Raw genomic sequence first — 13,268 nt, 5'->3', positions numbered from 1 at the left:
TTGTTTCCTGTTATTTTATTAGTGTGCTTCTTGAGACAACTGAACTTTGTCTATCTTTCCGGTTGAAGTTTGGGGCAAGTTACTTCGGAACTCAAACAAATGGGGAACCATATATTTTGGAAGCCGTTCTGCACAAAACAACTTTAAAGCCTGTATTGAGACATCAGGCGGTTCCGAAGGAATCGCTCCTGCAAGTTTGTCACCACTACGTGCTACAACGATAGCCTTGATCCGGTTGCCAATTTCATTGTCGGGAATTGGAATTACTGCGGCTTCTTCGACTCCCGGATGGCTGTACAAAATGTTCTCTATCTCACCTAATTCAATGCGATAGCCACGACTCTTAATCATGCGATCGCGACGACCTAAAAAGATATAATTGCCATCCGGGGCTTGTTTGACCAGATCCCCCGTGCGGTAAATCATGTCAGATCCTAAACTACGATGCAAACTAAAGGGAACTCGAACTTGGGCACTTTTTTCAGGTAAATCCCAATAACCTGTCATCAATCCAGGTCCGCGCACGCAAAGCTCACCCACCTCACCTCTAACTACCAATTCATTACTTGTACTTAAGACAAAAACTTCAGTGTTAGCGCAGGCTTGACCAATTGGAAGTGATTCAGTTAGTTCAATATCAAGTGGTGGAACTTGGTAATAGGTACAGACATTCGTCTCAGTCGGACCATAGAGGTTATAATAGCAGGCATGGGGGATATGCACCATCAACTGACGCAAATATTTAATGGGAAAATTTTCACCCGCAAACAAAATGGTTCTTAGAGCGGGGAAAGTATGTTGTTCTAATTGACCATATAAGACCAAACTTGTGAGAATAGAGGGTACTGAATACCAGATAGAAATTTTTTCTTCGGCTATGAATTTGGCTAGATTAATTGGAAAGACTGATAAAGCAGGTGAGAGTAAAATAATTGTGCCCCCAGCTTTGATAGTTGTAAAGATATCAAAGATGGAAAGATCGAAATGTAACGGTGCATGATTGGAAACGCGGTCTTCTGCTGTGACCTGAAATGTGTCGTAGGCCCAATTCACAAAGGTAAGAGACGCTCGATGGTTAATCATAACCCCTTTCGGGACTCCTGTCGAGCCAGATGTATAAAGAATATAAGCCAAATCGTTTTCAATAAGATTTTGGTCTGGCGGTGGACTGCAAGGAGCTTGTAAAACCTCTGACCATTGGATAGTTTTCCCATACCACTGCGTTGCTCGATTTTCCTCATCTGCCAGAATCACACTGTTGAGACTCTGCAAATCTTCTAAGGAATTGGTTGCTAAAGCATCTATTTTTTGATTGGTCGAAATTAATGTCTCGATCTGACAGTTTTTAATGATAAAGGCAAGCCGCTTAATTGGAGCGTAAGGGTCTAGAGGTACATAAGTTGCACCGGCCTTTAAGATGCCAAAGATAGCAATAACAGCTTCAATTGACTTATCGAGGTAAATACCAACTCGGTCTCCCCGTTTTATACCTGCATAGAGCAAGGTATGTGCTAGTTGGTTACTTTTCTCGTCCAACTGACGATACGCGATCGTGTGTTCTTGTTGCTGTACGGCAACGCGATCGCTATGGCTGCGAGCGCTGCTTATTAACAGATGTTGCAGTAGATATGACATGATGACCCTGCTTTACAATCCCAAGAATTTAGCAATAACGACTCGTTGAATTTCCGAGGTGCCAGAGTAAAATTTACTAGCAATAGCATCTCGCAGCTCTCGTTCTAACTCTGTATTTGTTAAATAACCATAGGCACCGTGAATCTCGATTGCTTCTAGACACGATTGAACCCAAGCTTCGCTAATGTACAAGTTGGCCATAGAGGCTTCCAGAAGAGCCATCTGCTTATTTTCTTTCATCCAAGCAACTTTATATAAGTATGCCTTGGCGTTCTCCAACCGCAGCTTCATTTCCACTAACTTGTTGGCAACTAATTGAAATTTTCCAATCGCTTGACCAAATTGCTTATGGCTTCTAGCGTAACGAATAGACTGCTCCAACAGTCGTTCCATTGTTCCCACAGCAGCGGCTAGAATAAATCCCCGTTCCCACTCCATACTATGATTGAATATGGCTAGCCCTGTCCCTTCTTCACCTAAGCGATTTGCGGCAGATACCTCACAATTTTCTAACCTGAGTTCTGGCACTTCTGCTGTACGCATTCCCATTTTAGATATAGGCTTTGAGAGAATGAGACCAGGTGTATCTTTTTCGATCATAAAAGTCGTCAAACCCTCTTTCCCAAGAGATGGGTCTATGGTAGCAAAAATGATGAAAAGGTCTGCAATGGTTCCATTGGTTACATAGTGTTTGTATCCGTTGAGAATGTATTTATCTCCATCTTTTTGAGCCGTTGTCTTGAGACTATAGATATCAGACCCCGCTTGTGGCTCGGTGGCTGCGTGGGAAGCAATCCATCCTCCTCGACAAAGCAAGGGGAGATATTTTTCCTTTTGTTCTTCCGTCCCGAAGGTCAGCAGAGGCATTTCGCAAGCCCAGATATGGGCATTCATAGCAAATATCAATCCGTTATCCTTGCAGCCATATCCTAATCCTTGCAAAGCATAGGCTGTAGTGAGGATATCCAGTTCCTGTCCGCCATAACGTGCGGGGATCGGCCATCCGTGAACACCAAACTCGCTGCACTTTTGCCACGCATCACGATTAAATATTTCCTCTTTATCGTTTTTAATCAGATCGGATATCAATGACTGTTGGGCAAATTGAATAACCTTTTTTCTGAATTGAATTTGTTGACTGTTCCAGGCAAAATCCATCACACCCTCTGCAATTTAACTGATTTATCGGTTGTGTCCGCATATTAATTTTATTTTTCGTTGGTACTACCTCTTTAGATAAACCTAATTGTATTTCTTTAGATAGATGTTTGTCTAGAGCTAATTCTTAAACTTTTGTAAATTTAATTTAGATGCCGTAACTTGACTATTAAATCAATTAAGTTTTTGTTAAATTAGTAGCAAGCAATTTTTTTGCCTGTATCAGTCGGCTGCTTCATCGCAAACAGGATGGCTTGGCGCGATCGCATCGAGCTATTGCTATTAGCCGAGGAGCCGAACTGCACCAACTAGATTGCGTCATGCGATGCTCCACTTTGAGTACCCAAGGCGAACCTGTACACCAACTGGCGAGCGCACAATTCTATCAAAGTCCAAACTGCCCATCAAACTTTCGACTCTTGGCGGTTTTTGTGAGGGTGAGCGCAAGTCCTGCCTTCCAACTGTTCTCATCGCAGTCTTGCAAAAACCATAAAAACCATAAATTACTCAATTTTGACTCTTGTACGTCTATTTGACATGGCTTGCTATGCGACTAGCGCACTAATTAGAAGGATTGAAAAGGACAAATAAAGTCTAAGGAATGAAAAATAAATAACTTAATGAATTACTTAGGTTGGGGTACGGCTCGATAATTCCATTTGGGCAAGTATTCGTCAAAAACAATCTGCATAGTATTTTTGAAATTATCAGCCACCTTTCGACCAGTTTTATAAACTTTATTAAGGATGTTTACAGCTACAGATAGTCCAGTTTTTGTTTGAGTTATTTATTTTTCATTCCTAAATTACAAAAATTAATTAAAAAACCGCGAGAGTTTATTAACCTTTTTTAACATTTATTAAATTGGGAGGAAATAGTAGGTATAGGTAGTAATGAGGCGATATGGGAGTTATAAATAGTCTTTTAGCGTTTCAGATAGAAACTGCAACAAGAGTTGTCTATTTTCATTCAGGTAGAAGTGTCCACCTGGGAACATCTGTACTGAAAATGAGGAACGAGTGTACTCACCCCAAGGAGCAAGATAATGATGACTGGCTTCCTTATCTTCAAGACCACCCAAAGCAAAAATCGGACAATCAAGAGGTTCCACTTGGCAATGGATATATGTTTCTACTAAAGTCAGATCTGCTCGCAAAACAGGTAAGAACAATTCCATGAGTTCTTCATCTTTTAAGACTACATCTGGTATAGCAGAGTAAACTTTGGTTAATTTTTCAATAAATTCTGCATTAGGTAACAAATGAATGGGTGAATATATTTCAGGTAGGTTAGGAGCAGGGCGACCTGATACAAATAAATAAACTGGATTGACGTTTCTTTGCTGGAGTTTTCTAGCTAGGTCATAAGCAATTAGCGCTCCCATACTATGACCAAAGATCGCAAATGGCTTATCCAAATGTTGCAGAAAAACCTCCACTAATTTATCTGTCAGAATTTCAAGATTTGAAATTGGCTGTTCTCGGAGGCGATTTTCTCTTCCAGGTAGCTCAATCGCACAAAGCTCTACATTTGACGGCAATTCTCGAGGCCAAAGACGAAAAATTGATGTCCCACCTCCTGCATAGGGTAGGCAAAATAGGCGTAAATTGGCTTGTGGATTGGACTGGGGGCATTTAATCCAAAGATTAGGTATTTCTGTTTTCATAATAAATATTACCTTAAGGAAAATAAGCTTGTCTCTAATATAATATCTTAACAATGCCTTGTACGGTATAAAAATTAGGCTTGCGCTGTAAAAAAAGTGTTTATGCCAGCGAGCAAGATACCCGAGTGCAAGAGTTAAGATATTAATATCGGCGTTGGCTAGAGGATTGATATCAGAAAGTAGTATTTGTCTTAATAAAACTGGATTAAATCTGTAAATGCCACGCTTGTTCGCCAGAGTGATAGATTGCAAACGAGTGGTTGTTAGTATCCCTGGAAACAAGAGTGGCAAATTTTAATTCCGAAAATGAGGCAGTTTAGCCATGCCTCTTAATCTACCATCAATGTGTAGCTGTTTTTTCCGGTAACGTTTGGAAATCCTGTGAACTGTTACTCTGGAAAGCGCTCCCAAGTTATAAAAGGAGTTTGTAGCTTGCCATCCATCATCTCCGGAGCATGAGTCAATACTAGCTTGCCCTCCTTAAAACTATAGATGCGTACTTGATTTGTACCCACATAATTTGGGAACAGGCTGACTTCAACACGATGAGTCACTTTACCATCTTGGAGTTCATATTTACCGCAATAGGTAATATATGTTTGTACTGCTTTTGCCTGTTCTTCTAACGTTCCTCCCAAAATGTCTCCTGATGGGAAATTAGGACGTTTATTTTTTGAAAAGGTTGCACACATATGTCCATCGGCAGAGTACATAAGGTAACCAAGAGAATCTTTTCCAAATGGATAAGTAACATTTCCCTGTGCATCCTTGTTTTCCCAGGATACGAGTCGCCAAGTTCCCACAAATTGTTTTTGTTGGGCTGTCAACTCACCCCGGGAAACCTTATAGGAAGAATGTTCCGGCCCGGAGGGGATGGAGCCTTGCTTAGGTGAATTTCCGTCCTGCTTTAAGTTAGTAGCACTTTGTTGAAGTGCAGAAGATTTCGATGCTTCAGCCTTAATTGCAGCCACACCATATGATGCAATTAAAGCGGCTGTTAAACCTCCAGAAAACCATTTAATAGAGCGCTGGATACGATTTTTTTTTGTTCCCGCTTTCTTGCGCTGTTCAATACTGGCATCAATCGACTCAGTAGAAATAGGATCCATAATTCATCCTCAATAATTTGGTAATTTTCCCAGGCATTATGCAGCAATGAGCCTCTGGGGAAATCAGATAGAGGCATAATGCTGTGGCTGGTGTGTTGCAAGATAATACCATAAAAACGTTCGCCGTGTCTACATCTAAAGTCAGGACATCCAAGAATTATCTTAGGGTAGCCTCAAAGGGTGACAAGCAAGTTGAAAGACCTACTTGGCAAGGAGTTGAGTTGATATGTCTTAAAAAGGCTCCTCACTTTGGCGATCGCTCCTTTTTTGGATTCACGTAGAGTCTATAATCCGTGTCACTAAGCTGGAGAAAAGTAGCTCGTAACAACAAATCAGAGGTGAGGTTAAAAGGTTGCCGCGCCTTTTCTGTGACTAACCGCAAAGCTTCAGTTTGGCGATCGCTTTCTGACGCTATTTCTTGAAGATTAATTAATGGCAGAGGTAAATAGCAACTTGGCTGAACGATCCGAATTGGTTGCCCATCGAAGACAGAAAAGTTGGTTCGCAGAATTTCGTGGCGTTCGATAATTTTGTTGAAACTTTGCTCTAATGCTAATCGATCGAACTAGGTAAATAAATCGTAAAGTGTTCGTTATAAAAAGGATTATCCGGTTCCACTTGTGCCAAAAACCACAACTGTTGTTCGCCAAAAGAGAGAGGCAAATTTTGGTTGCGAGAAATCACTTCGATTGGAAAAAGTTGTAACCTTGAGTTTGTTTGAAGTTCTGTTTCTATTTGCTGGGCTAATTCGGCTATTGTGGGTGCTTCAAAAAAAGAACGCAGAGACAATTCTATTTCAAGCGTATTTTGGATGCGAGAGATAAATCGAGCAGCTAGTAATACCATTTCCCTAAAAGTATGCTATAATAACAATAAGATTTTGAGGAGTGGTGCATGAAAGTAAATTACCAAGAAAGAATTGATTTAAGCGTTGGGGAGTTAAAAATAATTTTGTCGCAGCAGCGAACTATAACTAACCGACAAAAAATTCAGGCACTTTATTGGTTAAAAGCGGGATTAAGTCCCAGCCTTACAGATGTAGCAGAACGTTTAGGGGTACATAGGATAACTGTAAATAGATGGTTAAAACAATATTGGTGTCAAGATGAAACAAGAATTGGCTTAAAAACAATTTAGCTATTGTTGCATAACTTTGGAGAAGTTGTATAACGAATCTCCTCCGCATTCCCAAAAGTTGTCATGAATTCCAACTCGTTCTAAACCTCAAATTCCCGACCAAATTTTTACTAACGCTTCTTCGACCGGAGTTCGAGGAGGAACAAAAGGCATTAATTCAAACTCTCGTTCCAGTTCCAAAACATCTGAGTTATCTACAAGCTAGTTTACAGATTCAATATTGCTATTTGACAGTTCATTTGTGATTTGTTTTGGTGAAGGTAGCGCTTTGCGATCGAGTTTTCCATTAGGAGTTAGCAGCAATTATTTAAACATGACAAAATTAGAAGATATCATATATTCGGGCAACTTCTATTTTAAGAAGTTGCGGAGGTTACGGCTAACCGTGCGTTCAAAACTTTCAAAAGTTTCTGTTTTTCCAATATATCTCTTCCCAGGAAATCCGCTCGTAGCGATCGCTGCGAGCTCGATGAATCACTGGAAAACTCCACCTTCCCAAGCGATCTGCTTCCATAGAAGTTAACCGTTGTAATTGGGCGATCGAGTGAGTTTCGAAGAATTATTCTCGAATGGCCGGTTTAATCTCGGCTGAAATTGCCTCAACGCTTTTCATGCAGCGTTGCAGTTTTTCGCCTTCTTCTTATTTATTTTTCATTCCTTAGTAGGTATTTCAACTTGCTTGCCACCCTTTCAGGCTACCTAAGATAATTTCTGAATATTTTGACTTTAGATGTAGACACGGCGAATGTTTTCATGGTAGTTTCTTACAAGACACCAGCCAACAGCCTTATTGTAACTTAACCATTTTTTACTCAACCTCTAACTTTTCAAACATTCTCTTAAGGGCCAGACCCCATAACTTAATAATCAATCTATGAACCTCATACTTCCAGCTCAGTATAATTTTATACCCCGCTACTTCCGATTAGCTCTAGCCAACGTCCTATCGAGTATTATGGTTCCACTGGCCAATATAGCCAGTGTCATGTTCCTGGGCCATCTTGAAGAAATCCGCCACTTCGCTGGAGTTAACCTGGCTGGAAACTTGCTAAACTTTGTCTATTTAGTTTTATTCTTTTTACGAATGGGAACTACTGGAGTTACAGCGCAAGCAGTAGGACGAAATGACCGAGAAGGGATGTTATTGGTAGGACTGCGTAATGGTGTAATTGCTCTAGTTTTAGGTGTCGTCCTCATCCTCTTACAATACCCTTTAGGAGAACTTGGGTTTGCCCTACTCAATGTTCCCCCAGAGATCAAATCTTCAGGGCTTGCCTATCTCTATACCCAAATTTGGGGAGCGCCTGCAATTTTACTCAATTTTGTCCTGATAGGTTGGTTTCTAGGGCGAGAAAAAAATGGCTTAGTTGTGTTTTTGTCAATCCTTGGAAATGGTGGCAAAATCGCACTTGACTATCTACTTATTATCTACCTGGGATGGGAAAGTGTAGGGGCAGGAGTTTCTTATGCCACAAGCCAATATTTAGCGTTATTGGTGGGATTGATATTTTTTTTCAAGGAATTCCAGTGGCTGGAAATACGAACCCTATTTGGAAAAATATGGGATATCTCAGCTATGAAGTCTAATTTGACCCTGAATACAAACATTCTCCTCAGCAATTTAATTATTCTGATTGTCTCCTTAACATTCAGCTATCAAGGAGTACAAATGGGAACAGTAATTTATTCTCAAAATGCCTTATTGTGGCAGATATTTAGCCTTAATATATATTTTGTAGAGGGGCTGGGATTTGGCACAGAAACTTTGGTGGGAAACTTTAAAGGAAAAGGAGATTCACAACAATTAGCACCCATAGCTTTTGTTTCTCTGTCAACTGCTCTCATGGTAGGACTGTTTTTTGGTGGAGTGTGCGTGCTATTTCCCGATTTTGTTTTTAGTTTGTTCACTAACCACACTGAAGTCACCTCAAATATAAAAGTTTTTCTTCCTTGGTTACAACTGTCCTTATTATTGTGTGCAATAGGTTTTACGCTCGAAGGATACTTCTTGGGTTTAGCACAAGGAGATATTCTCCGCAATGTTAGCTTAGTCGCTTTTGTGGTCGGGTTTGTACCTACAAGTTTTGCGTTCATTAGGTTTCCAAGTAACCATCTCTTATGGTTTAGTCTATCTTTGTTTTATGCAATCAGAATGGTGATGTATATAATCAATTTATTCAGGACATTTGGCAGTGATGTTAATGATGGTGTTGGAACACTCCCGACTTTAGAAGAGAATCGTGATTTGGAAGTAGACCTATCCAAAAATTTATAATCAATAAAATTAACTCCGTAAGGAGAAGCATATAAACAGGAAAAGAGGGAATTATGGGTGACGCGAATAGAAGTTTTAATTTGGCCCAAACAGACCAAACGGATAATTTTTAAGTGTAGCGCCTGGACAAGAGGATTGGGGAGGAGATGGGAGCGGACGCTTGCACCTATCAGGAAGGTCTACGGCAATATCGAAAGAGTATGTGCCTCGTCAGTATCAATTTTTCAATACAAATACGGTGCCAGAAGAACCAGGATGGCGAATCAGTGGAATGCCCGAACGAGTCCTACCAGGAAGACGAAGATTGCTGACTTGGCATGATTGTGGTGCATCTACATCGAGAGTAATCCTACCGCCCAAATTTGCAGCACCATCTGGGATCTTCACCGCTGATTTGGAAATTTTTATTCTGGCTGGTAAGATTAAAATGGGTGAATGGCAACTAGATCGACATGGTTACTCCTTTATTCCTGCTGGGGTAAAAGTAGAATCTTGGCAAGTTTTAGGTGAAGAGGAAGCGGAAATCCTTTGGATGGAAAACGGGCCAATTTCCCTCAAGTACCAAGAGGGAGAAACCAATCATCCAGTTGCGAGAATAAATGAATTTATTCCAGCCTTGGATAGCAAATTGTTGTCTTGGCATAACACAGAGAAAGTAACAATCAAGAAAAAGTTTTTAAGGCAACATAATAATGGCGGTGAAACATTGATGTTTGCCACCTTACCACACCATATCACTCACGATGGAATGATTTATTCCTACAATGAAGAGGCATATATTTTAGGTGGATATTGCGATCTAGGAAATTACCTACTTGCAAAGGATCACTTCTGCTATTGTCCTAGCTATAATATTATCCCTAGAGAGAGAACGATTGATGGATTTTTTGGCTTTGCCAGAATTGATAGAGATAGCTCCCAAACGATTTACTCATCACATAAAAGAATATTTGTCAAGTAAATGATGCGTTTACAGGAAACGTAATTCTATGATTAACCTAGGATGAGCAAGCTCCCGAATTATTCTCTAGGAGGCTAATGAACTTTTATTTTGTAATGTAGAAGTCAGATGCGATCGCAATTGCCTCAATCACGATTTAATTCTGTAGATATTCTATAGTTTTCTCTAACTGCTAGAGCGCCAGTCCAGTAAAAGAGATTGACAAAAATCACTCTTTATGATGGGCTAGAAAAACCATCCCGATCAACATACTCGGAGCCAAGCAATGCGTCCACCAACCTGGAATCCTCCCATCAAACTGTCTGGTCAAGAACAAATAGTGGCTAAACGCATTCGTAAAGCCAAACTATTCTTATTTCTCAGAGAAATACGTCATGAATTATTTGATGAACAATTTCAACAAGAATTGACCAATTTGTTGTTTAAAGATAGCACTATGGGAAAATGTCCGGTAGCACCAGCGCAAATAGCTCTAGCAATTATTTTGCAAGCTTATACAGGAGTGTCAGATGATGAAGTCATTGAAGCAATGGTGATGGATAGAAGATGGCAGTTAGTCCTTGATTGTCTGGATTGCGAACAAGCACCATTTGGTAAAGGAACTCTAGTTAGATTCCGAGCTGCTTTAATTGCTGGTGGTGGCGATCAACGTTTAATAGAACAGACAATTGAGCAAGCCGAACAACTGCAAGGATATAATGCGCGTTCCTTAAAGCCGTTCCCAAAAATTTAATGGTTATAAGCGCCACATTCTGAAAGACTTAAATTTAGGCATGATTAGAGCCGTAGGAATTACTCCCGCTAATCAAGCAGAAGCCAGCGTTACTGAGGCAATTGCCCTCGACTTGGCATCTCAACAAGTGGTTTTAGAAGAGTTACATATCGACCGTGCTTACTTGAATAGCCATTGGGTAAAAGAACGCAAAGCTAACTTGACAATCTTCTGTAAAGCTTGGCCAGTTCGCAATGGGAATAAATTTGATAAAACTGCTTTTCATATAGACTGGTCAAATCATTTAATTCGCTGTCCTAATAACCTCAGCATCCCTTTTGTGGAAGGAAAAAAAGTCCAATTTCCCCCACAACAATGTCAGGCTTGTCCTCTAGTTTCTCAATGTACAGTTAGTCCTAAAGGTCGCAGTATTTCTATTCACCCAGATGAACCTTTATTGCAGGAATTACGCGAACGTCAAACTACTTCATCTGGTCGGCAGCAATTAAGAAAGCGTGTGAGTGTCGAACATAGTTTAGCCCATATTGGTCAATGGCAGGGAGATCGAGCTCGCTACATCGGTTTACGTAAAAACCTGTTTGACCTCCGACGGATAGCGGTTGTTCACAATCTTCATGTTCTGGCTCGTATGTTTGAATCTCATCCTCGAAAAATTGCTAATTGTCTGCCTGCACATACTGTTTAATTTGTCAATACCTTTTACTGGACTAGCGCTCTAGGAAAATTAGTTACATCCAGATAAATTTTAATTGGTGAAGCTAGTTGGACAAAAATAAACAACGTCATTGCGTTGGCGTTACACTTTAGGCTATAAAATTAACTCCGTAAGGAGAATCATATAAACAGGAAAAGAGGGAATTATGGGTGACGCGAATAGAAGTTTTAATTTGGCCCAAACAGACCAAACGGATAATTTTTTAAGTGTAGCGCCTGGACAAGAGGATTGGGGAGGAGATGGGAGCGGACGCTTGCACCTATCAGGAAGGTCTACGGCAATATCGAATGAGTATGTGCCTCGTCAGTATCAATTTTTCAATACAAATACGGTGCCAGAAGAACCAGGATGGCAAATCAGTGGAATGCCCGAACGAGTCCTACCAGGAAGACGAAGATTGCTGACTTGGCATGATTGTGGTGCATCTACATCGAGAGTAATCCTACCGCCCAATTTTGCAGCACCATCTGGGATCTTCACCGCTGATTTGGAAATTTTTATTCTGGCTGGTAAGATTAAAATGGGTGAATGGCAACTAGATCGACATGGTTACTCCTTTATTCCTGCTGGGGTAAAAGTAGAATCTTGGCAAGTTTTAGGTGAAGAGGAAGCGGAAATCCTTTGGATGGAAAACGGGCCAATTTCCCTCAAGTACCAAGAGGGAGAAACCAATCATCCAGGTGCGAGAATAAATGAATTTATTCCAGCCTTGGATAGCAAATTGTTGCCTTGGAGCGATACAGAGCGAGTAACGAACAAAAAAAAGCTTTTAAGGAAACATAATAATGGCGGTGAAACATTCATCTTTGCTACCTTACCACACTATATGGCTCACTATGGAATGATTTGTTCCTACAATGAAGAGGCATATATTTTAGGTGGATATTGCGATCTAGGAAGTTACCGACTTGCAAAGGATCACTTCTGCTATTGTCCTACCTATAATATTACCCCTAGAGAGAGAACGGTTGATGGACTTTTTGGCTTTGCCAGAATTGATAGAGATTTATCCCAAATTGCCATAGCGTCGCCCTATGCACATATTAATGATTAGGGATTTTAAGTGACAACTTTCTCCTTATCCCTCTTTTGTCATACCATTTCCCTAAAAGTATGCTATAATAACAATGAGATTTTGAGGAGTGGTGCATGAAAGTAAATTACCAAGAAAGAATTGATTTAAGCGTTGGGGAGTTAAAAATAATTTTGTCGCAGCAGCGAACTATAACTAACCGACAAAAAATTCAGGCACTTTATTGGTTAAAAGCGGGATTAAGTCCCAGCCTTACAGATGTAGCAGAACGTTTAGGGGTACATAGGATAACTGTAAATAGATGGTTAAAACAATATAGTTTTGGCGGTCTACCCGCACTGCTAAAAATCGGAAAATCAACTGGTAGACCCCGAGTAATATCTAAAGCTGTAATAGCTGGATTATCAGAGAAATTAAGTGAGGAATCATGTGAATTTAAAAGCTATAAAGAAATTGGTAAGTGGGTAGAAGAGAAATATCAAATATCAGTCAAGTATCAAACATTACACAAGCAATTACACTATCGAATGAAAGCTAAATTAAAAGTACCAAGACGTTCGAGCATCAAAAAAGACAAAGCGGCGGGTATAGAGTTTAAAAAAAACTAAAAAAATTACTAGAAGTCGCTTGGTGGTTGGAGTCTCTAACCCCTAAGTGTAGCGAACTGCAAAAAGCAGAGGTCAAAACTGCAAACAGAGGATTTTTGAAACCACATTAAGGGTCTTGGCAACTTTTGGTGATCCGAACCAATGGCGTATGGCGATCGCATCAAACTCATATTATCCCGGCTGAGGTTGCCCTGCTTGCGAACGAAGTCCATCCAAGTCATTTCAAGAGTAGCGATCG

The 13,268-nt window shown here is 40.3% G+C and carries 13 protein-coding genes and 1 pseudogene; 6 read left to right on the top strand and 8 right to left on the bottom strand.

Going from position 1 to position 13,268, the window contains the following annotated elements; all coding sequences use genetic code 11:
• Positions 1–18: 18 nt before the first annotated feature.
• The 7 genes from OSCIL6407_RS0128700 to OSCIL6407_RS0128675 form a co-directional block, all read right to left on the bottom strand.
• Entirely contained in the window at positions 19–1,635 is a 1,617-nt protein-coding gene (locus OSCIL6407_RS0128700) for an amino acid adenylation domain-containing protein (protein ID WP_007358364.1), read from the bottom strand.
• A 12-nt stretch (positions 1,636–1,647) separates the two neighbouring features.
• Complete coding sequence (locus OSCIL6407_RS0128695; protein ID WP_007358363.1) at positions 1,648–2,793, bottom strand: acyl-CoA dehydrogenase family protein; 1,146 nt, start codon at positions 2,791–2,793, stop codon at positions 1,648–1,650.
• A 625-nt stretch (positions 2,794–3,418) separates the two neighbouring features.
• Positions 3,419–3,580, bottom strand: a complete 162-nt coding sequence (locus OSCIL6407_RS33120; protein ID WP_083811341.1) for an ISAzo13-like element transposase-related protein — start codon at positions 3,578–3,580, stop codon at positions 3,419–3,421.
• A 123-nt stretch (positions 3,581–3,703) separates the two neighbouring features.
• Positions 3,704–4,711 carry a thioesterase II family protein gene (locus OSCIL6407_RS0128690; protein ID WP_234708836.1) on the bottom strand — a complete coding sequence of 336 codons (1,008 nt, stop codon included), beginning with the start codon at positions 4,709–4,711 and terminating at the stop codon, positions 3,704–3,706.
• Positions 4,712–4,848: 137 nt separating this feature from the next.
• Positions 4,849–5,568 carry a lipocalin-like domain-containing protein gene (locus OSCIL6407_RS31460; protein ID WP_007358359.1) on the bottom strand — a complete coding sequence of 240 codons (720 nt, stop codon included), beginning with the start codon at positions 5,566–5,568 and terminating at the stop codon, positions 4,849–4,851.
• A 244-nt stretch (positions 5,569–5,812) separates the two neighbouring features.
• Positions 5,813–6,076: a hypothetical protein gene (locus OSCIL6407_RS38455; RefSeq protein WP_407635904.1), complete on the bottom strand. Its 264-nt coding sequence runs from the start codon at positions 6,074–6,076 to the stop codon at positions 5,813–5,815.
• 44 nt (positions 6,077–6,120) lie between these two features.
• Positions 6,121–6,414, bottom strand: coding sequence for a phosphopantetheine-binding protein (locus OSCIL6407_RS0128675; RefSeq protein ID WP_007358356.1), 294 nt, complete (start codon positions 6,412–6,414; stop codon positions 6,121–6,123).
• A gap of 48 nt (positions 6,415–6,462) precedes the next feature.
• Between OSCIL6407_RS0128675 and OSCIL6407_RS31455 the strand changes: the two genes are divergently transcribed.
• The 6 genes and pseudogenes from OSCIL6407_RS31455 to OSCIL6407_RS0128640 all read left to right on the top strand — a co-directional run bounded on the left by OSCIL6407_RS31455 (position 6,463) and on the right by OSCIL6407_RS0128640 (position 13,030).
• A complete protein-coding gene (locus OSCIL6407_RS31455) occupies positions 6,463–6,705 on the top strand; it encodes a helix-turn-helix domain-containing protein (RefSeq protein WP_019488000.1) in 243 nt (80 codons plus the stop codon).
• A gap of 874 nt (positions 6,706–7,579) precedes the next feature.
• Entirely contained in the window at positions 7,580–8,980 is a 1,401-nt protein-coding gene (gntT, locus tag OSCIL6407_RS0128665; protein ID WP_007352927.1) for a guanitoxin biosynthesis MATE family efflux transporter GntT, read from the top strand.
• Between the two features lie 238 nt (positions 8,981–9,218).
• A complete protein-coding gene (locus OSCIL6407_RS31450; RefSeq protein WP_234709968.1) occupies positions 9,219–9,941 on the top strand; it encodes a DUF4437 domain-containing protein in 723 nt (240 codons plus the stop codon).
• Positions 9,942–10,206: 265 nt separating this feature from the next.
• Positions 10,207–11,359 (top strand): annotated as a pseudogene (locus OSCIL6407_RS33635) (transposase).
• A 175-nt stretch (positions 11,360–11,534) separates the two neighbouring features.
• Positions 11,535–12,443 (top strand): DUF4437 domain-containing protein, encoded by a 909-nt coding sequence (locus OSCIL6407_RS0128645; protein ID WP_019487997.1) that lies wholly within the window; start codon positions 11,535–11,537, stop codon positions 12,441–12,443.
• A gap of 95 nt (positions 12,444–12,538) precedes the next feature.
• Positions 12,539–13,030, top strand: a complete 492-nt coding sequence (locus OSCIL6407_RS0128640) for a helix-turn-helix domain-containing protein (protein WP_019487996.1) — start codon at positions 12,539–12,541, stop codon at positions 13,028–13,030.
• 35 nt (positions 13,031–13,065) lie between these two features.
• Here OSCIL6407_RS0128640 and OSCIL6407_RS35720 read toward each other — a convergent pair.
• The coding region (locus tag OSCIL6407_RS35720) for a hypothetical protein (protein ID WP_162140458.1) at positions 13,066–13,268 on the bottom strand (203 nt) is incomplete at its 5' end.

It is taken from the genome of Kamptonema formosum PCC 6407 (genome assembly GCF_000332155.1).
GTDB lineage: Bacteria > Cyanobacteriota > Cyanobacteriia > Cyanobacteriales > Microcoleaceae > Kamptonema > Kamptonema formosum.
Note: the sequence above shows the minus strand (reverse complement) of the source record. Positions and strands in the feature narration are given on the sequence as shown.